Source organism: Variovorax sp. 01T432, from assembly GCF_056398605.1.
Genome location: NZ_JBFTPS010000069.1, coordinates 1 through 19,307, shown reverse-complemented (window position 1 = coordinate 19,307; position 19,307 = coordinate 1). Strand labels below are relative to the sequence as shown.

Below are 19,307 nucleotides of genomic sequence, written 5' to 3'. Positions count from 1 at the left end.
CTGCGCGATCGCGATCGGCCTCGGCTTGTCGGCGGGCGCCTTCGGGCAGCAAGCGTGGCCTACCAAGCCCATCAGCCTGGTGGTGCCCTTCCCGGCGGGGGGCACCACCGATGTGCTCGCGCGCGCCCTCGCCGACAAGCTCTCGCAAAGCCTCGGGCAGCCCGTCGTGGTCGAGAGCCGCCCGGGCGCCGGCGCGACCCTGGGCGCGGACTACGTGGCCAAGGCGAGGCCCGATGGCTACACGCTGCTCATGGGTGCGGTGCATCACACGATTGCCACCAGCGTGTACAAGAAGCTGCCATACGACTTTCAGAAAGACCTCGCGCCCATCACCACGGTCGCCATGGTGCCCAATGTGCTGGTCGTCAACGCCGCCAACACGACGGCCAGGAATGTCGCCGAACTGGTCGCCTTGGCCAAGGCTTCGCCGAACGGCCTGGCCTATGGATCGAACGGCAATGGCACCGCGCAGCACCTGATCGGCACGCAGTTCCAGGCCAGCACCGGCACCGAACTACTTCATGTGCCCTACAAGGGCAGCGGGCCGCTCACCACCGACCTGCTGGGCGGGCAGATCGCGATGTCCTTCGACACCATCACGCCCGTGCTCCAGCACATCCAGAGCGGCAAGCTGCGTGCGCTGGCGGTGACAACCGCCAAGCGCTCGTCGGTGCTTCCCAATGTGCCCACGCTCGAAGAAGCCGGACTCAAGGGCTTCGACATCGGGACCTGGTTCGGCGTACTGGCGCCGGCCGCAACGCCCAGGGACGTGCTGACACGCCTGAACACCGAGATGGTGAAGATCATCCGGTCGCCGGACTTCATCCGCCGCATGCAGGCTGTCGGCGCGGAAGCGCTCGGCGGAACGCCTCAGGAGATGGCCAGGCAGATCAGCGAAGAGACGGCCAAGTTCGCGATCCTGGTGAAGGAAGGGAAGGTGGCCATCGACTAGTGCCGCGCGAAATCAGGTCTTGTACTTGATCGAGCAGCCGTAGGGCCGGGTCGCCGCGACGCTGATGGGCTTGCCGCCCAGTGCTTCCGCGAGCGCCTTGTTCACGTAGTTGGTGGCAGTCTGGATGTCGTCGACATGCGCTGATGGAATGCTGTCGATGCCTCCCGCGTAGACCAGCACGCCTTTCGGATCGATGATGAAGATGTGCGGCGTCGTGCGCGCGCCATAGGCCTGGCCGATCACCCCGTCCTCATCCATTAGCACGGCCGTCGGGGCGGCGGCGTGCTCCTTCATCCAGGCGTCCACCGCTGTCGGTTTCATGTATTCGCTTGCCGCGCGCTCGGTCGAATTGACGGCGAGCCAGACAACGCCCTTGGCGGTGGCCGCCTTCTGGGTTGCCGGCATGTTGCCGCTTCCGTAGTGCTTGCGCACGAAGGGGCAGCCCGGGTTGGTCCATTCCAGCACCACGAACTTGCCGGCGAAATCGGAAAGGCGATGCTGGGTGCCACTGGTGTCGACGGCCACGAAATCCGGCGCCTGCTGCCCGACAGCAGGCGCGGCGAGGGCGTTCGTGCCCATGAGGAAGGTGGCGCCGAGCGCCACGGCGGCGGCCATCACGGCGCGTCGTGATGCGCGGCTCAAGGCGGCGCGGGCATTGCGGGCAGCGCGGTAGGAACGCGAGGTCGAGGATGACGATGGGGCCATGTCGGCTTGAACTCCTGGCGGTAAATATTCAACAACAGCGACAGCTTAGAACGCTTTCCTCAACTGCTTGTGACAACCCGTAGGCGCCCATGGTCAAAGCGACGCCAACGCCGTCCTGACTTCTTCCTTGCTCAGGATTTCGGTGAGCACCAGTGGCGCGCGACCGGGCACGTGCAACACATAGACCGGTACGCCGCTGCGGCCGAGGGCATTCAAGGCGGCGGTGATGGCGGGGTCGCGACGCGTCCAGTCGGCACGCAGCATGGCGACCTTCTTGGCATCGAATTCGGCCAGCACACCTGGATCGGCCAGCGTGGCCCGCTTGTTGTACTGGCAGGTCACGCACCAGGCGGCCGTGAAATCGACGAACACGGGCCGGCCGGCCGAAGCGAGCTCGCTCACGCGCGACTGCGACCAGGGCTGCCACCGCCCGGCAGGCGAAGCCGCGACAGCGGGGTCCATCGGCCGCACCACGTTGCCGCCGATGCTGCCCGCAAGAGCTGCGCTCGCTGCAACGACCAGGCCTGTCACGACGACTCGCGTGCGGCCGCGCAGGGTCAGTGCCCACACGATAGCTGCCAGGCACACCAGAAGGCCGAGCAGCGAGCCCGCACCGTCAATGCCGCTCTGCTGGCCGAGCACCCATACCAACCAGGCGACCGTCGCGAACATCGGAAAGGCAAGCAGCCTGCGCAGCGTGTTCATCCATGCGCCGGGCTTGGGCAGCAGGCGCGCGAAGGCGGGCACGAAGCCGGCCGCCAGGTAGGGCAGCGCCAGCCCGAAACCGAGGACGGCAAAGAGCAACAGCGCCTGACCGGCCGGCAATCCGATCGCGAAGCCGAGCGACGCGCCCATGAATGGCGCCGTGCACGGGGAGGCGATCACCACGGCCAGCACGCCCGAGAGGAAGTCGTTGGCAATGGGATGCTTGATCTGCGCGGTGCAAAGCGCCGCCGGCGCCACGATGCCGAACTCGAACACGCCCGAGAGATTGAGTCCGATCAGGGTGAAGAGGCCGGCCAGCGCGGCCACCACCGCGGGTGACTGGAGCTGAAAGCCCCAGCCCAGCCCGCTGCCGGCCGCGCGCAGGGCGAGCATGGCGCCGCCCAGTGCCAGGAAGGAAAGCACCACCCCGCCCGTGTAGGCCAGTGCACCTCGCCGATGGCCGCGCTCGTCCTCGGCCCGCCGCGTGAAGCTCAGGACCTTGATCGCGAGCACGGGGAACACGCACGGCATCAGATTCAGCAGCAAGCCACCCAGGAACGCGCCGATGAGGGCGGCGACGAGGGTGCCCGTAGGTTGTGGCGCGGGCGCGGCGGCGTTGGAATCCAGCGCCGCCTGCAATGCGGGCGTGACGTGGGCGACGGTGGGGGTGGCCGGCCAGCTCCCGCTGACTGCCGCCTCCGTGCGCCATGCGACGGGCTGGCCCGGCTTGCGGTCGGCCTCGGCGAGCGCCACCACCACCGGCATGACCTCGGGGCTTGCGCTGCGCTGGTCGGCCAGCGGCAGCGTGGCCGTCCAGGTGTCGCCGTCCCAGGCTTGCGTCCAGTCCTTGTCCTGGATCGCCGCGGTGTGGATCACCTCGGCCGTCTCGGGGAAGAACTCCAACGTCTTGCCGCGGGCCGAGGCGGGCAGGCCTTCGATCCTGGCCTGCAGCATGGCGCCTTCGATAGTGATAGTGCCGGGCTGGGCGAGCGCCGCCGGCACGGAGGCGAGCGCCGCGTCGAATTCGCTCTTGTGCAGTGCCGTCGAACCCTTCAGCGGCAGCTTGAGCATGAACTCGCCGTCTTCGGGGATGCATTCCTTGCGGCAGACCAGCCAGGAGGCCTTCAGCTTGATGTCGATTTCGGCGGCACCGGCGAGCGCCACAGGCGGCTTGAAGTCCGGCGCGACTGTGAGCGGCACCGGCAGCAGCACCGTGTTCTCGTAGCCGTAGTTGGCCAGGTTGCCGATCGGAATCTTCTTCGGCACCGGCCAGGCGATATCGCCGTTGGAGATGCCCGCCGGCAGCGACCAGGCGAATTCGGTCGGCAGGCCCGAATCGCCGGCGTTCTTCCAGTACGTGTGCCATTCGGGCTGGTGCGTGATCTGCAGGCCGACCCAGACGGGCGCGCCGGGCGCGATGCCGTCGGGTGCGTGTGCGATCAGTTCGGCGCGGACGTGGGCCGTGGTGACGACGGACCCGGTCCGGGACGCCAATTGGGCGGCAGCCGGCATGCAAACCAAGGCAGAGAATGCTGCGAGCAGCACGCCCGCGAGGCGAAACCGGCGAAAGCTGGCGACGAGCGAGAAAGGGAAGGTAACGGTCATGCCGTCAGTCGGAGCGGGTGCACCGGTCGAAGTTCCGGCGAAATCATGGCGCCCATCCCAATACCACCCGGCGGGAATTGGCGCTCTTCTTCTCGATCTTCGTGACCACGACGGCGCCGATCTCGCGCGTATTCGCCACATGCGTGCCGCCGCAAGGCTGGAAGTCGATCAGCTCGCCATCGCCGATTCGGATGGTCCGCACCGTGCCGGTGCCGCGCGGTGGCTGCACGCTCATGCTCTTGACCAGTGCTGGATTGGCATCGAGTTCTGCTTCGGTGATCGCGCTCACGGCCAGCGGATGGGCCTCGGCCACCAGGCGCGCCAGACCGGCCGTCAGCGCTTCCTTGTCCAGCGGATCGGTCATGTGGAAATCCAGCCGCGCATACTCCGGCGTGATCGAGCATCCATTGACTGGTTGCGGCACCAGATGGCACAGCAGGTGCGTGGCGGTGTGAAATCGCATCAGCTTGTGTCGACGCGCCCAGTCGATGCGGGCCGCCACAGTGACGCCGGGCGCCAGTGAAGCGAGCGCTTCCGCCTGGCCGGGTGCAGGAATATGCAGGATCTCGTCGGTGACCCGGCCCTCTGCGTCCTTGGCCTTGCGCGTGTCCGCGATCGCGAGCTGCCGGCCATCGGGCAGGGCCAGATGCCCGCTGTCTCCGGCCTGCCCGCCGCCCAGCGGATAGAACACCGTGCGGTCGAGCACGATCCCGGCCTCCTCGATGCGCAGGATGCGGGCTTCGCATTCGCGCAGGTAGGCGTCGGAGCGGAAGAGGTCGTCAGTCATCGCCCGATGGTAGCGGCGACGCCCAGACGGGGTGCGCCCACGCCTGAAAGCGCCCACAGCCGACACCGGGGACGGCTGGCCCGCCGCAATCATGCGCGGATTGCATAAGCCGCCATGAAAGACCTTCGACCATGACATCCCGCCGCTACCTCCTCCGTATCGCGCTGACCGCGCCCATGGCCGTCGCCGTCCTGCTCGCCGCCTGCGGAGAAACCTCCAAGCTGCCGCCCGGGGCCGGGATCGGCCCCGCACCGCACTTGCCGGCGCCACACCAGTCGCTGGTACCCACCGTCAACATCGCACCGGCCGTCGGCTGGACCGATACCGCCGGTCCGACCGCGGCCAGCGGCTTCAGTGTGACGGCGCTGGCGCGCGGCCTCGATCACCCGCGCTGGGTCTATGCGCTTCCCAACGGTGACGTGCTGGTGGTGGAAAGCAACAGTCCGCCGAAGCCTGGCGAGCCGAAGGACGGCGGCGACGGCCTCGTCGCGCAGATCAGATCGAAGGTGATGGGCATGGTGCAGGAGCGTGCCGGTGCCGGCGTTCCGAGCGCCAACCGAATCACCTTGCTGCGCGACGCCGATGGCGACGGCGTTGCCGAAACGCGGCAGGTGTTCATGCAGAACCTGATGTCGCCCTTCGGCGTCGCCCTGGTCGGCAGTGAGCTGTTCATTGCCGATGCCGACGCGTTGGTGAAGGTTCCCTACACCGAGGGCCAGACCTCGATCACCGCCACGCCCACCAAGGTGACCGATCTGCCGGCCGGCATCAACCACCACTGGACCAAGAATGTCATCGCCAACGGGGAGGGCACCAAGCTCTATGTGAGCGTGGGCTCCAACAGCAACGTGGGTGAGAACGGCATCCCGGCCGAGGAAGGGCGCGCGGCCATCTGGGAGGTCGACGTCCAGAGCGGGCAGAAGCGACTCTTTGCCAGTGGCCTGCGCAATCCTAACGGCATGGGCTGGGAGCCCGACACCCACTTGCTGTGGACCGTGGTGAACGAGCGCGACGAGATCGGCAGCGACCTCGTGCCCGACTACCTCACCTCCGTGCGGGACGGTGCCTTCTACGGCTGGCCTTGGAGCTACTACGGCGGCCATGTCGACGCGCGCGTGGAACCGCAACGCCCGGACATGGTGGCCAAGGCCATCGCGCCCGACTATGCGCTCGGCTCCCACGTGGCGCCGCTGGGCATGACTTTCTCCAGCCCTCGCGGTATGCCGCCCGAGTTCGCCAGCGGCGTCTTCGTCGGCGAGCACGGATCGTGGAACCGCAGGCCGCTGTCGGGCTACAAGGTCGTGTTCGTGCGCTTCATCGGCGGCAAACCCGTGGGTCAGCCTGTGGATTTCCTCACCGGCTTCCTGAACGCCGACGAGAAGGCGCAGGGCCGCCCTGTCGGCGTGGCTCTCGACAAGAGCGGCGCGCTGCTGGTCGCCGATGATGTCGGCAACGCCGTCTGGCGTGTAGCCCGGACCAGACGCGCCGCGCCCTAGAAGCCTTCCAGCACCACCTTGCCCTGGGCCCTGCCGCTTTCGATCAGCGCGTGGGCCTTGCGCAGGTTGGCCGCATTGATCGTCCCGAAGCTCGCGTTGGCCGTTGTTCGGATTCGGCCGGCGTCGACCAGCGCCGCGACCTCGGCAAGCAATCTGCCTTGCTCGGCCATGTCGGGTGTTTCGAACCTCGAGCGGGCGAACATCATTTCCCAGTGCAGCGAGAGGCTCTTGGTCTTCAGCGGCATCGCGTCGAGCACGGGCATGTCGTCGATCACGGCGAGCTGTCCTTGGGGCTTCAGGCATTCGATGAGCTGGGCGTAGTGCTGCTGGGTCTGCGTCAGGCTCGCGACCAGGTCGACTTCGCCGATGCCCGCGGCTTTCAGCTCTGCGGTGAGCGGTTTCGAATGGTCGATCACCACATGCGCACCGAGCGCCAGACACCACTGGCGCGTTTCGGCGCGCGAAGCGGTGGCGACGATGCGCAACTGGGTGAGCTGGCGCGCGAGCTGGATCAGGATCGAACCGACGCCGCCGGCGCCGCCGGTGATCAGCAGCATCTGGCTCGCGCCGCCTCCCTGGGGGACGCGCAGGCGGTCGAACAGCAACTCCCACGCCGTGATCGTGGTCAGCGGCAGGGCGGCGGCCTGGGCGTCGCTCAGGCTCGCCGGCGCCCGCGCGGCGATGCGCTCGTCCACCGCATGCAATTCGCTGTTGGCCCCGGGGCGGATGATCGAGCCGGCGTAGTACACGCGGTCACCGACCTTGAAGTTCTTCACCGCGCTGCCGATCGCCTCGACCGTGCCGACAGCATCCCAGCCCAGCACTTTCGCCTGGCCGGCCTCCGGTGCAGCGTTCCTGCGCACCTTGGTGTCGACGGGATTCACCGAAATCGCCTTGACGCGCACCAGCAGGTCGCGCGCGCCGGGTGTGGCATCGGGCAAGGTGAGATCCTCCAGGGAGGCGGGATTGTCGATCGGGAGGGGCAGATGGTAGCCAACGGCCTTCATTGGATTTCCTTGTGAATGAGTCGATGCGTCGACTTTAGATAGTCAATCAATCCTTGATAAGCTGGCTCTGAGAACCATCAGTTTCAAATGAAAATTGAGAATATCGGCGATCTTCACGTACTGGTGCATACCGCGCGCGGCGGCAGCCTGACCGCCGCCGCCCGCACGCTGGGTGTCACACCGGCGGCAGCCAGCGCGGCACTGAAGAGGCTCGAGGCGCAACTCGGCGCGCGACTTTTCGAGCGCTCCACCCGCGCCATGCGGCTCACGCCGCAGGGCCAGACGATGCTCGACTACGCGGGCCGGGCCTTCGAACTGCTGGCCGAAGGCGAATCGCTGGTGGCGGCCGATCGCGGCGCGCTGGTCGGGACGCTGCGCGTGGCGGCGCCGTCGGACCTCACGCGCAGCACCCTGCTGCCCTGGTTCGACGAATTCATGGATGCCCACCCCGGCCTGCAACTCGCGCTGTCGGTCGGCGACCGGCCGCTCGATGTCACGCGCGACGAGGTCGATGTGGCCTTGCGCTACGGCGCCCTGGCGGACTCGAGACTGGTGGCGCGCAAGCTGGCGGATTCCCGGCCCGTTCTTTGCGCCGCGCCGGCCTATCTGGACCGGCATCCCGCGCCGCAGACGCCGCAGGATCTGCTGCAGCACAACTGCCTGACTTTCCACCGCAGCGGCCGGCACCAGCGGCTTTGGCGATTTGCGCGCAACGGCCAATGGACCGAGGTGCGGGTCGAGGGCGACCGCATCGTCGACGACGCCTCGCTGGCACGCCAATGGATGCTCGACGGCCGGGGCATCACGCTCAAATCGGCGCTCGACGTGCGGCGGGACGAGGCCTCGGGCGCGCTGGTGCGCCTGCTGCCGGATTGGGATACGGAGCCCTATCCGCTGCACGCCCTGTTGCCGAGCGGCCGCTTCGTGCCGGCGCGCGTGCGGGCGTTCGTGGATTTCCTGGCCGACAGGTTCGCCGCCACTAAGATCGCCATATGACCGCTCCCGAACGTCGTTCCACCAGCCGATTCTGGTCCCAGCTCACGACGCGCGACTTCGGCGCGCTCGACCCCGCGACGACCGTGGCGGTCCTGCCGCTCGGCGCGACGGAGCAGCACGGGCCGCACCTGCCGCTTTGCGTGGATTCGACGCTGGTCGACGGCATCGTCGGCGCCGCGCTGCCGCTGCTGCCGGCCGATTTGCCGGTGCTCTTCCTGCCGACGCAGCAGATCGGCCTGAGTCCCGAACACGCGAGTTTCCCCGGCACCTTGACGCTCTCGGCCGAGACCCTGATCCGTCTCTGGAGCGAGATCGGTGCCGGTGTGGCGCGCGCGGGCGTGCGAAAACTGGTGTTCTTCAATGCGCACGGCGGCCATGTCGGCGCGATGGACATCGTGGCGCGCGAGCTGCGCGCCGCGCACGGGCTCATCGCCTATAGCGTGAGCTGGTTCAACCTGCCGCTCGGCGATGCGGGCGACCGGTTCAGCGCCGATGAGCATCGCTTCGGCGTGCATGGCGGCGACATCGAGACCTCGATGATGCTGTCGCTGTCACCCGAGCGGGTGCAGATGGCGGCTGCGCGTGATTTCGCCTCGACCTCCCGCCAACGCGCCGCCGATTACGCGATCCTGGGCAACGGCAGGAGCGCCAAGCTCGGCTGGGCGATGGAGGACTACAACCCCGAAGGTGCCGCCGGCAACGCTGCCGCGGCCACGGCGGAAAAGGGCCTGGCGGTGGTCGAGGCGGCCGCGCGCCAGCTCGCCGCGCTGCTGGTCGAGGTCTCGCGCCTGCCGCTGACGACGGCGCGCACCGAAGGCCTGCTCTGAGCCCCGCGCAAACCGTGGCGAGCGGGCCGCTCAGCCCGCCAGCAAAGGCCGCGCGGTAGCCCTGTCGCCGATCTTGATCGTCGTATCGTGGCGCTCGCAGGTGCCGATCAGGAGCCCGCTCGCAATCGTGTGCGTTCGCAGCACGTCGATCACCTCGTCGCGGCCCGGCGTCGCGGAAAAGCCGTGCGGTGCGTCCAGCGCGAACAGTTGGAAGGCATAGCGGTGCACGCCGTGGCCCGGTGGCGGGTCGGGCGGCAACCATGCGGCCTGCAGGTAGGAGTTCAGGCCGGCATGCAGGCCGGTCCCCTCCTGGCCGGGGCCGGCGAGTGCGGCCTCGGCCAGGGCCCCGTCGCCTCTTGGCAGGTCGACGACGATCGCATGCACCAGTGGATGGGGCGTCGGCGAATCGGCATCCTCGACCATCAGCACCAGCGATTCGGCGCTGTCCGGCACGCCCGTCCATTGCAGCGGCGGCGAGCGGCCTTCGCCGTCGGCCGTGTAGCGCGACGGGATCGGCGCATGGTCGCGAACGGCCAGGCTGCTGACCGCGATCGATGCCATGCCCGCACGCAGGCCGATGATGTTGAAGGCAATCGCGTCAAGGCCGGCGCGCACGCCCTGCAATGCCAGGCCGATCGCATCGGGGAGTTTTTCGAGCATCCTGCATGTATAGCGCGCCGTCCGGTGCGCGTGTGTAGGACGCGGTACACGCAGCGCCGCCTCGCGCCTCAGGGCTCCGCTATCATGAATTCGCGCAGCCGTTCGCGGTGGCGCGCCCGATCAACCGCCCAAGGAATAACGCAATGAGCATCGTCTGGACCATTCTGATCGGCTTCGTCGCGGGCCTCGTGGCGCGCGCAGTCAAACCGGGCGACGACTCCGCCGGCTTCATCGTGACCACGCTGATCGGCATTGGCGGCTCGCTCATCGCGACCTACCTCGGACAGGCCATGGGCTGGTACACGGCCGGCCAGGGCGCGGGCTTCATCGCGTCGGTGGTCGGGGCCGTCGTGCTGCTCGTCATCTACGGGCTGATCAAGCGGCGCTAGAGCGCCGGCGCAGGGACGTGGCGCAGGCTCCTCCGGTCCGCAAGCCACGCGGGCGCCCCCACCATCACGTCTACGTGGTGGAACTCGACGACCGGGTGTGGAACGTCGCACGCTTCCGGCGCGCCAACCCCGACTACCAATTGGGCAAGCCCTTTGTCTACGTCGGCATGACCGGGCTCGACCCGGACGTGCGCTTCGACAAGCACAAGGCCGGCATCCAGGCCAACAGCTTCGTGCGCGAATACGGCCTGCGCTTGCTGCCGGCGCTCTACGCCGTGTACAACCCCATGCCTTATGAAGTGGCTCGCGAGATGGAGGTCGAACTCGGCATCGCCCTGCGCGAGGCGGGCTATGGTGTCTGGCAAGCATGAGCCTGGCTCACCCCCCAGGCTTCGCGCACTTCGTGTCGCTTCGCCTCGCCCGTTGCAGGGGGCAACACCTGCGGCCCGGCGGAGCCGGATCCGCGGTGGTCCGGTGTTCCGGTGCCTGGGGCCGAGCTTTTCATTTTTTTCGTCGTTGGAAGGATTGGAGGCGCTCATGGACTCTGCTGCCTGCATCGTCATGACCACCCTTGGCACCGAGGACGAAGCCGAAGCCCTCGCCGCGGCGATCGTCGAGGCGCGACTCGCGGCCTGTGTACAGGTTCAGCGCATTCGCAGCTTCTACGTCTGGGAAGGCCTGCTGCAACGCGAATCCGAATGGCTGCTCCTGATCAAGAGCGCGAGCGCCCGATATCCGGCGATCGAGGCCTTCATCCGGGAACGCCACGGCTACGAGACACCGGAGATCGTGCAGGTGCCGATCGTGACCGGATCGGCCGACTACCTGCGCTGGCTCGATGCCGGCAGCAGCGGGCCGCTTCAGGCGTAGGTGATCCAGTCCTCGTACGCGCGGCCGTCGAGGTGCGGCAGCGTGTTGTAGGTCACCAGCATGTGCCGCTTGGGCGTGAAGGCGAACTCGGTGACGGCGCTGTTGCGGATGCGCAAATTGAGCTCGATGGTGGTCTGCGCACTGGTGCCGAGCACATGTCCGACGGCAGTGCTGATCGGGCCGCCGCTCGACACCACGAGCACCTTCGCGCCATGGTGCCTTTCGCGCACATGGTCCAGCGCACTGGTCACGCCCGCCAGGAAGTCGACGTAACTCGGCATGCCGGCCGGCGCGGTCCGGCCCTGCATCCAGGCGTCCAGTCCCTCACGCAGCAGGCGGAAGTGATGGCGATACATCTCCGGTGAGTCGGGCTTCTCGAGTTTCCCGGGGTGGATGCTCGCGATGATGGCTTCGCTGTCATATTCGTTGAGCCCCGGCCAGGGCAACACCTCGTCATGCTGCAGGCCCAGGCCCTCGGCAATTCCTTCCCAGGTCTGTCGATGGCGCTTCAGCGTACCCGTGATGACCGCATCGAAGCGCATCCCGCGTTCACGCCAGTATTCGCCCAGGCGCACCGCCTGTTTGCGGCCCAGCTCGCTCAATTGATCGTAGTCGGCCGCGCCGAAGCTGGCCTGCCCGTGGCGCACGAGGTAGAGGGTTCCCATGCACCGGATTCTGCCCACCGACGCCATGAAGGCCCGTCGCGGCGGTGACCTCTGCTCCTCATTTCATAGCAACGTGAACGACTTTGCGTGCGGGCAACAAACTTGTAAATAAGTGAGTCATAAAGTTCTCAATATGTAAGAATGCGTACTTTTGTAGCAGTAAGTGTTGCTGCCCGGGCACAGCTGCGGCGCAACTCCAAGAAGAAGGACGGCAGAAACAAATGAACAAGTCATATCGGAGCGTCTGGAATCACGCGCTCGGCGCGTGGGTCGCGGTCTCGGAGATCGCTCCCGCACGGGGCAAGCGCTCCGGCGGCCTCGCCACAGCCGTGGTGGCCGCAGGCCTCAGTGTGCTTGCCGCCACCAGCGGCGCGCAGACCCGCAACTACGCCAATACCGACGTCGATGCCACGGCCCTGCCGGTCACTGGCGCGTCGGCCATCCTGAACAGCACGGACGCAGGCACCGCCACCCAGTCCGGCGTCATCAGCGGCGCCGGCGGCATCACCAAGACCGGCGCCGGCACCCTCATCCTGATTGGGGCCAACAGCTATCAGGGCACCACGGCCATCAACGGCGGCGCGCTGCAGGTGAGCACGGACGGCAACCTCGGAAACACCACGGCGCCCGCATCCATCGCCCTCGATGGCGGCACGCTGCGCATCGGCGCCGACAACTTCAGCAGCGCGCGGGCCATCGGCCTGGGTGCCGGCGGCGGCACGATCGACGTCGCCGACACCCAGAACAATGCGCTGACCGGCGCGATCACCGGCACCGGCGTCCTCTCGCTCACCAATTCGGGCACGAGCGGCACCGAAGACCGGCGCTTGAGCCTGGACAACGCCGCCAGCAACTACAGCGGCGGCACCCGCATCGGCGGCGGCACCGGCCGCATCAATGTCGCGACGAGCACGGCGGGCTCCCTGGGCACCGGACCGGTCGACGTCTATGGCAATGCCGAGATCGCCTTCGTCGGGACCACGGCCGGCAATCTAGCCATCACCGTGCACACGAGCACCGACATCAACGGCTCGAACAGCGGCATCCAGTTCAATCCCAACATGAGCCTCGGCATCGGCGCCAGTGCGGGCAACTCGACGCTCACGCTCGACAGCGCCGGATCGTACGTGCTCTTCGACCGGTATTCCACGGCGGCCAACGCCACGATCGTGAACAACGGCGGCCGGGTCTACTTCAACGTCGACAGCAGCGGCGGCAGTGCGCTGATCCGCAACAACAGCGGCCCGGTCTATCTGCAGAACTCGCCCGACCTGAGCGGCGCGACCATCCAGAACGGCGCCAGCGGCCGGCTCTTCGTGAACGACGTCGCCACGACCGTGTCGGTCGGATCGCTGTCGGGCGCGGGCATCGTGGTGCTCGGCGCGAAGAACCTGACGGTCGGCGCGCTGAACCAGAACGACACCATCAGCGGCGCGATCACGGACACGGGTCCCCAAACCTCGGCCGCCGTTGGCGTTCCCTACAACTACATGGTGATCGCCACCGGCGGCTCGCTGACCAAGGTCGGCACCGGCACGCTCACACTGAGCGGCGCCAACAACTATGCCGGCGCCACCACGGTCAGCGCCGGCACCCTGCGCGCCGGCGCGGTCAACACGCTCAGCGCCACGTCGGCGCATGCCGTGGCCGCGGGCGCCACCCTCGATCTGGCCGGTTTCAGCCAGAGCGTCGCCTCGCTCAGCAACAGCGGCACCGTCTCGCTGGTCGGCAGTTCGCCCGGCACGGACCTGCGGGTGACCGGCGCATACGTCGGCAATGGCGGCACCCTGCGGCTGGGCACGACGCTCAATGCCGTCGGCCCGACGGACCGCCTGGTGCTCGACGGCCCGACGGCGGTTGCCAGCGGCAGCACCACGGTGCAGATCACGAATCTCGGCGGCCTTGGCGGCCAGACCACCGGCAACGGCATCGAGGTGATCGCCGCGCGCAATGGCGCGACGACAACCGCGCAAACGACCAAGAATGCCTTTGCGCTGGGCGGCACCGGTCACGTGGATGCGGGCGCTTTCGAATACCGCCTGCATGCCGCCGACGCCAGCGGGGCGGGCGAGAGCTGGTACCTGCGCTCGGACGTGGCGCCTCCGCCACCTCCGCCTCCGCCGGCCCCCCCGGCCCCGCCAGCACCTCCATCGTCTTCACCCGCACCCGCTGTCGTCCCGGTCCTCACGCCTCCTCCGCCCGCGCCCGCGCCCGCACCGGTCACGGCCTTCCGCGCCGAGGTGCCCATGCTCGCGGCATTGCCCGCCCAGATGCGCCAGACCGACCTGGCGATGATCGGCAGCATGCACAGCCGCTTCGGCGACGACGACGCCAGCGCGCAAGCACTCGCGAGCCTGACACCCGTCGGCGGGGCACTCGCGACCGAGCGCCGCGCGTGGGCGCGCGCCGTCTACAGCGACGTCGATATCCGCCAGACCGGCACCGTGAATCCGTCCACCCAGGGCCACGTCAGCGGCATCCAGGCGGGCACTGACCTCTACGTGTCCCCGCTCGGCGACTGGCGCGGCGGTCTCTACGTCGGCACGCTCGACGGCGGCGCCGACCTGAGCGGCTCGGCCAGCGGCACCTGGCGCGCGGTGGGCTCCACCGACCTGCGTGGCCGCTACCTCGGCGCCTATGCCACCTACGGCAACGCCACCGGCTTCTATGTCGACACCGTGCTGCAGTACGGCTCCCAGACCTACACCATCCGTCCCGACGGCGGCTCGGCCGCTTCCGGCAAGGGTCACAGCCTGACGGCCTCGGTCGAGGTCGGACAGGCCTTCGCGCTCGGCAGCGCCGGCTGGACCATCGAACCGCAGGCGCAGTTGAGCTACCGCAAGGGGAGCATCGACGACCTGACCCTCTCGGGCGCGAGCGTGCAGCAGGACAACTCCGGCAGCTGGACCGCGGGCGTCGGCGTGCGGGTGAAAGGCGACTTCGCGACTTCCGTCGGCCGCTTGCAGCCCTACGCCCGCGTGGGCATCGTCCATGGCACGGGGGGCGACGACCGCGCTCGCTTCATTGGCCCGGCCGCCTTCACCGACATCCTGAGTTCGGGCAGCTACACCTCGGCCGAACTGGCGGCCGGCGCCACGCTCTCGCTGACGAAGACCGTGAGCGTCTACGGCGAAGTCGGCAAGCTGTTCAGCACCGGTGGCGACACCCGGGTGAAGTCCTCGATCCAGGGCGCGATCGGCGTTCGCGTTCGCTGGTAGGCCGCGGCGGGGCGCTCAGGGCCCCGTCAGCACGCCGGCGAACATTGCGGCGTCGACGTTGCCGCCCGAGACGGCGATGCCGACCGTCTTGCCGCGCCAGCGTTCCTGCTGCTGCATCGCGGCGGCCAGCGCGGCGGCGCCGGCACCCTCGGCCACGTTGTGGGTGTCGGTGAACAGCGCGCGCATCGCCTGCGCCACTTCGCCGTCGGTCACCGCGATCACGTCATCGGCCTCGCGCAGGATCAGCTCCAGCGCCTCGGGCACCGGGGTGCGGCAGGCCATGCCGTCGGCCAGCACGGTGCTGACGGGCGCCTCGAGCGGACGCCCGGCGCGGAACGAATCGCGGTACGCGGTCGCATGGGCCGAGACCACGCCGATCAGGCGCGTCGAAACGCCGCAATGCGCCCGCGCCACCGCCGCGCCGGCAAAGCCCGAGCCCAGACCGATGGGGACGAAGAGGACATCGGGCGGTGCCTCGCGCAGCGCTTCGAAGAACTCGACCCAGCCGGTCGCGACGCCGCGCACCAGTTCGCGATGGAAGGAGGGCACGCGGTGCAGTCCGTCTCGCTCTGCCAGCAGCGCTGCGTGTTCGCTCGCTGTCTGGAACTCGTCGCCATGCTCGACCAGCGTGACGCCGAGCGCGCGCATGGCGGCATTCTTTTCCACCGAGTTGCCGTGTGGCACCACGATGGTCGCGGCCAAGCCGTGGCGCCGCGCGGCGAAGCCGACCGATTGGCCGTGGTTGCCGCGCGTCGCGCTGATCACGCGCCGCACCTCGGGCTGTTCGCGCGCCAGCGTCTCGAAGTAGGTCAGCCCGCCGCGCACCTTGAAGGCGCCGGCCGGGGTATGGTTCTCGTGCTTGGCCCAGACCGTGCATCCCAGGCGCCCGGCCAGCAGCGGCCAGGCGTACTGCGGCGTCGGCGGCATCGCCGCGTACACGGTGCGGCGGGCGGCTTCGATGTCCTCGCGAGTGAATTTCATGGACTACTTTCGATCCGAGATGGCGATGCGAACCGCGAGCGCCGCGAGCACGCTGCCCATCACATAACGCTGGGTGCGCAGCCAGCCCTCGCTCTTCGAGAGAAAGGCCGTCAGGCTCGCCGCGCACAGCACGAGCAGCGCATTGATGCCACCGCTCACGCCGATCTGTATGGCACCCAGCGTCAGGCTCTGCACCAGCACCGAGCCGCGATCCGGGTGCAGGAACTGCGGGAAGAAAGAGAGGTAGAACATCGCCACCTTCGGGTTCAGCAGGTTGGTGAGAAAGCCCATGCTGAAGAGCCTGGCCGGCGGGTCGTCCGGCAGCAGCCGGGCTTCGAAGGGCGCCGTGCCGCCGGGCTTCACCGCCTGCCAGGCGAGCCACAGGAGATAGGCGGCGCCCGCGAGGCGGATCGCATCGAAGGCGAGGGGCACGGCGATCAGCAGTGCTGTCAGTCCCAGCGCAGCCGCCATCAGGTGAACCACGAAGCCCAGCAGCACACCCGCCAGCGAGGTCAGTCCGGCCTTGCGCCCCTGGCACAGCGTGCGCGACACGCAATAGATCATGTTGGGCCCGGGCGTCAGCACCAGAATCAGTGCGGCGAGCGAGAACCAGGCGATTTCGGTGAGGCTCAGCATCTTCAGATTCCCCTTGATTCGAGCGTGACGACGCCGCGCGGCGTATCGAATGCGGCACGCAGGTTGGGCGTGCCGGCGGCCAGCGGCACATTCGTCAGGCCGATGGCCTCCATGGCTGCTTGCAGGTCGCCGGCGCGCGGATGGGTGAGCGTGAAGGAACGCAGCGTCACGCCCGAGTCGGCCATGCTGTCGGTCGGATGCACGGGCCCCCACTCGATGAGCGTGGGCAGCGTGCCATACAGGAGCCGCTGGCCGTCGTCGCGCACCGTGATGCGCCATGAAAGCCGCCCGGCCGGTGTGTCGCGCGAGGCCTCGATCACCTGTCCGCGATCGATGCGCCCGTGGGCCAGGGCCTGCACCGCGGCACTGGCATCGGGCACCGAGGCGACGAAATGCACCAGCCTCGGGCCACCCCGCGCGAGCCCGGCCTGCAGGGCGGCGTCGTCGAGGTCGAACCACCTGTGCATTCCGGCGACGCGCTCGGGCGTGGCCTTCGGGTCGACGGCGATGATCTCGCAGTACGCGCGCGGAAAGGCCGCGGTGGCGATCTTCATCAAGCGGTTGTGCGTGCCCATCAGCGGATGCGCGCCGCCCGGGCCGGGCACGACGCCCAAGGTGGCCTCGCACCACTGCACGCCCTCGTCCAGGCTGCGTGCCGCTATCACAAGGTGATCGATGCGCGCGTTCATGGCTGGCCTACAGCGTGACGTTCCCGTCGATGCAGGTGACCGAGTCGCCGCCGACCCAGACCTGGCCGTCCGCATCGCGCATGACATGAACGCGTCCCGCGCGTCCCAGGCACTGGCCCTGCGCGGCGAGATAGCGCTCGGGCAGATGACCTTCGGCGATCAGCCACTGCGCCAGGCTCGCATTCAGGCTGCCGGTGACCGGATCCTCCTCGACCCCGATCGGCGCAGCGAAGGCGCGCACTTCGAGGCCCGCCGCCGCTTCGTCGGAGCGCGCGAAGGCGCGCGCCTCCCGGTTCGACCGGGCAATCAACTGGGGCGCATCGTCCTGCGCGGGAACCCCCGCGACACCGACCTTCTGGTTGAGCTCGACCAGCAGGCGATGATCGGGCTTGAGCGCAAGAACGGTGTCCGCGTCCTTGAGCAGCAGCCCGAGCCAGACGGGGCCGTTGTCGAGCACCTGCGCGGCGACGATCTGCTGCGCCTTGAGGCCGAGCGCGCCCGCCACCTTGGCGAGCAGCGTCGGGCTGGGCGCGCTGCGCCTGAGCGGCGGGGCGGCGAAAGTCAGCCGCTCGCCCTCGCGCCGGATCGGCACCAGGCCGGCGCCGCATTGCTGCACGATGTGCGTGGATTTCGGGCGGCCCCCGGCCTGCAGCCAGGCATGGCAGCTGCCGAGCGTCGGATGGCCCGCGAAGGGCAGCTCGCCGCCCGGCGTGAAGATGCGCACCCGGTAGTCGGCCGTGGGCTCGGTGGGCGGCAGCAGGAAGGTGGTTTCCGAGAGATTCGTCCAGCGGGCGAAGTTCTGCATCGCGCCGGCGTCGAGATCGCTGCCATCGAGGACGACCGCGAGCGGATTGCCCGCATAGGGCTTCGCGGTAAAGACGTCGACTTGCTTGAAGGGCCTGGTTTTCATGGGATTCATTCCAGTGGGAGGTCGAGCACGCCGCGCGCGCCCGCGCGGCCGCGCAGGTCGGAGAACCAGCGCTCGACGTTGGGCCACGCGGGCCGCGTGTATTCGCTCACCGGCAGTCCGAACCAGCGGTGCGCCTCGCAGCCGACTGGAATGTCGGCCATCGTGAAGCTGTCGCCCTGCATGAACGCATGCCTGGAGAGATGGGCGTCGAGCAGCGCGAAGAGCGGCTCGGTCGAGCGAACCGAGTAGGCGATCAGCGCCGGGTCGCGCTGCGAGGGCGGGGTGCGGATCCATTGCCTGAAGGCGCCGGCGCTCACCGGATTCAGCGTGGTCTGCTGCCAGTCCATCCAGCGCTCGGCGTCGAAGCGGGCGGCCAGCGGTTCCGGATAGAGCTGGCCCGGCGAGTGCCTGGCGCAGAGGTAGCGCACGATCACGTTCGATTCCCAGAGCGTGACGCGGCTGTCGCCCTCGCCGTCGTCGATGGTCGGCACCAGCGCGTTCGGATTGATCTCGAGGTAGCCCGGCGTCTGGACCACGCCGTACTGGCCTCCGGCCTCGGTGCGCTGGAAGTCGAGACCGAGTTCCTGCGCGCACCACACCACCTTGCGCACGTTGATGGAGCTGATGCGCCCCCAGATCTTGAGCATGTTCGGAGTCCTTCGAGTCAGTGGGGCGCGCGAGAAACGACAGGCGTGGCGCCAGCGCGATCATCACAGAGGCGAGCAGGCCGCGTGGCGCCGTCGGTCATGGCTTCAGGTCGCGCTGGCCGCGAGCTGGCGTTCGAGATCCGCCGCGGCGTTGTGTGCCAGCTGCTCCCGCACGGCATCGGCCAGTGCGGCGATGGCGATGTCGATCTCCTCGACGCTGGCCGTCACGAAAGACAGGCGCAGCGTGCGCGGATCGCCCTCGCCGGCGTAGAAGGGCAGGCCCGGCACGAAGGCCACGTTGCGTTCCACCGCCCTGGGCAGCAGCGCGACGGCGTCCATCCCAGCGGGCAGGCGCAGCCACAGGAACATGCCGCCGGCGGGCTTGTTGAACGCCACGCCCAGGCCCTTCATCTCGCGCGCGAGGGCAGCCAGCATGGCGTCGCGCTGGCGCTTGTAGAGGGCGCGGATGGTGGGCACGTGGCGGTCGAGGAAGCCGTCCTTCATCACCTCCGACACCATGCGCTGGTTGAAGCCGGGGCTGTGCAGGTCGGCCGCCTGCTTG

Annotated in this window: 20 protein-coding genes; 8 read left to right on the top strand and 12 right to left on the bottom strand. The window is 68.5% G+C overall.

Annotated elements, in window-relative coordinates; all coding sequences use genetic code 11:
- Positions 1-7: 7 nt before the first annotated feature.
- Positions 8-952: a tripartite tricarboxylate transporter substrate binding protein gene (locus tag AC1DNF_RS31740; protein WP_478152647.1), complete on the top strand. Its 945-nt coding sequence runs from the start codon at positions 8-10 to the stop codon at positions 950-952.
- Positions 953-964: 12 nt separating this feature from the next.
- Here AC1DNF_RS31740 and AC1DNF_RS31735 read toward each other — a convergent pair whose 3' ends face one another.
- From AC1DNF_RS31735 to AC1DNF_RS31725, 3 genes are all read right to left on the bottom strand, one after another.
- Positions 965-1,657 (bottom strand): thioredoxin family protein, encoded by a 693-nt coding sequence (locus AC1DNF_RS31735; RefSeq protein ID WP_478152636.1) that lies wholly within the window; start codon positions 1,655-1,657, stop codon positions 965-967.
- Positions 1,658-1,750: 93 nt separating this feature from the next.
- Complete coding sequence (locus AC1DNF_RS31730) at positions 1,751-3,874, bottom strand: protein-disulfide reductase DsbD family protein (RefSeq protein ID WP_478152646.1); 2,124 nt, start codon at positions 3,872-3,874, stop codon at positions 1,751-1,753.
- 136 nt (positions 3,875-4,010) lie between these two features.
- Entirely contained in the window at positions 4,011-4,754 is a 744-nt protein-coding gene (locus AC1DNF_RS31725) for an alanyl-tRNA editing protein (RefSeq protein ID WP_478152635.1), read from the bottom strand.
- A gap of 131 nt (positions 4,755-4,885) precedes the next feature.
- Here AC1DNF_RS31725 and AC1DNF_RS31720 point away from each other — a divergent pair, with 131 nt between their 5' ends.
- Positions 4,886-6,250 carry a PQQ-dependent sugar dehydrogenase gene (locus AC1DNF_RS31720; protein WP_478152634.1) on the top strand — a complete coding sequence of 455 codons (1,365 nt, stop codon included), beginning with the start codon at positions 4,886-4,888 and terminating at the stop codon, positions 6,248-6,250.
- Here AC1DNF_RS31720 and AC1DNF_RS31715 read toward each other — a convergent pair.
- The gene (locus tag AC1DNF_RS31715) at positions 6,247-7,257 is read right to left on the bottom strand and encodes a zinc-binding alcohol dehydrogenase family protein (RefSeq protein ID WP_478152633.1); all 1,011 of its coding nucleotides are present in this window, start codon (positions 7,255-7,257) and stop codon (positions 6,247-6,249) included. The two genes, AC1DNF_RS31720 and AC1DNF_RS31715, sit on opposite strands and share 4 nt — an antisense overlap.
- A gap of 87 nt (positions 7,258-7,344) precedes the next feature.
- Here AC1DNF_RS31715 and AC1DNF_RS31710 point away from each other — a divergent pair, with 87 nt between their 5' ends.
- On the top strand, positions 7,345-8,253 hold the full coding sequence (locus AC1DNF_RS31710) for a LysR family transcriptional regulator (protein ID WP_478152632.1): 909 nt from the start codon (positions 7,345-7,347) through the stop codon (positions 8,251-8,253).
- Positions 8,250-9,080 carry a creatininase family protein gene (locus AC1DNF_RS31705; protein ID WP_478152631.1) on the top strand — a complete coding sequence of 277 codons (831 nt, stop codon included), beginning with the start codon at positions 8,250-8,252 and terminating at the stop codon, positions 9,078-9,080. Before AC1DNF_RS31710 ends, AC1DNF_RS31705 begins: the two co-directional genes overlap by 4 nt.
- 30 nt (positions 9,081-9,110) lie before the next feature.
- Here the strand turns inward: AC1DNF_RS31705 and AC1DNF_RS31700 are convergent, their stop codons facing one another.
- On the bottom strand, positions 9,111-9,740 hold the full coding sequence (locus AC1DNF_RS31700; protein ID WP_478152630.1) for a YbhB/YbcL family Raf kinase inhibitor-like protein: 630 nt from the start codon (positions 9,738-9,740) through the stop codon (positions 9,111-9,113).
- A gap of 143 nt (positions 9,741-9,883) precedes the next feature.
- Between AC1DNF_RS31700 and AC1DNF_RS31695 the strand changes: the two genes are divergently transcribed.
- The 3 genes from AC1DNF_RS31695 (at position 9,884) to cutA (ending at position 10,999) form a co-directional block, all read left to right on the top strand.
- On the top strand, positions 9,884-10,129 hold the full coding sequence (locus AC1DNF_RS31695; RefSeq protein ID WP_478152629.1) for a GlsB/YeaQ/YmgE family stress response membrane protein: 246 nt from the start codon (positions 9,884-9,886) through the stop codon (positions 10,127-10,129).
- Positions 10,130-10,146: 17 nt separating this feature from the next.
- Positions 10,147-10,500 (top strand): hypothetical protein, encoded by a 354-nt coding sequence (locus AC1DNF_RS31690; RefSeq protein WP_478152628.1) that lies wholly within the window; start codon positions 10,147-10,149, stop codon positions 10,498-10,500.
- A 166-nt stretch (positions 10,501-10,666) separates the two neighbouring features.
- Positions 10,667-10,999, top strand: coding sequence for a divalent-cation tolerance protein CutA (gene cutA / locus AC1DNF_RS31685; protein ID WP_478152627.1), 333 nt, complete (start codon positions 10,667-10,669; stop codon positions 10,997-10,999).
- Here the strand turns inward: cutA and AC1DNF_RS31680 are convergent.
- Complete coding sequence (locus tag AC1DNF_RS31680; RefSeq protein WP_478152626.1) at positions 10,990-11,664, bottom strand: histidine phosphatase family protein; 675 nt, start codon at positions 11,662-11,664, stop codon at positions 10,990-10,992. The two genes, cutA and AC1DNF_RS31680, sit on opposite strands and share 10 nt — an antisense overlap.
- A gap of 221 nt (positions 11,665-11,885) precedes the next feature.
- On the opposite strand from AC1DNF_RS31680, the gene AC1DNF_RS31675 reads away from it, so the two are divergent.
- Positions 11,886-14,882, top strand: a complete 2,997-nt coding sequence (locus AC1DNF_RS31675) for an autotransporter outer membrane beta-barrel domain-containing protein (protein ID WP_478152625.1) — start codon at positions 11,886-11,888, stop codon at positions 14,880-14,882.
- 15 nt (positions 14,883-14,897) lie between these two features.
- Here the strand turns inward: AC1DNF_RS31675 and AC1DNF_RS31670 are convergent, their stop codons facing one another.
- The 6 genes from AC1DNF_RS31670 to AC1DNF_RS31645 all read right to left on the bottom strand — a co-directional run.
- A complete protein-coding gene (locus AC1DNF_RS31670; RefSeq protein WP_478152624.1) occupies positions 14,898-15,863 on the bottom strand; it encodes a threonine dehydratase in 966 nt (321 codons plus the stop codon).
- Between the two features lie 3 nt (positions 15,864-15,866).
- On the bottom strand, positions 15,867-16,499 hold the full coding sequence (locus AC1DNF_RS31665; protein WP_478152623.1) for a LysE family translocator: 633 nt from the start codon (positions 16,497-16,499) through the stop codon (positions 15,867-15,869).
- Between the two features lie 2 nt (positions 16,500-16,501).
- Positions 16,502-17,188: a VOC family protein gene (locus tag AC1DNF_RS31660; protein ID WP_478152622.1), complete on the bottom strand. Its 687-nt coding sequence runs from the start codon at positions 17,186-17,188 to the stop codon at positions 16,502-16,504.
- 7 nt (positions 17,189-17,195) lie between these two features.
- Positions 17,196-18,098: a PhzF family phenazine biosynthesis protein gene (locus tag AC1DNF_RS31655; RefSeq protein WP_478152621.1), complete on the bottom strand. Its 903-nt coding sequence runs from the start codon at positions 18,096-18,098 to the stop codon at positions 17,196-17,198.
- A gap of 5 nt (positions 18,099-18,103) precedes the next feature.
- Complete coding sequence (locus AC1DNF_RS31650; protein ID WP_478152620.1) at positions 18,104-18,745, bottom strand: glutathione S-transferase; 642 nt, start codon at positions 18,743-18,745, stop codon at positions 18,104-18,106.
- Positions 18,746-18,850: 105 nt separating this feature from the next.
- On the bottom strand, positions 18,851-19,307 hold a 457-nt coding region (locus AC1DNF_RS31645; RefSeq protein ID WP_478152619.1), incomplete at its 5' end, for an aminotransferase class I/II-fold pyridoxal phosphate-dependent enzyme.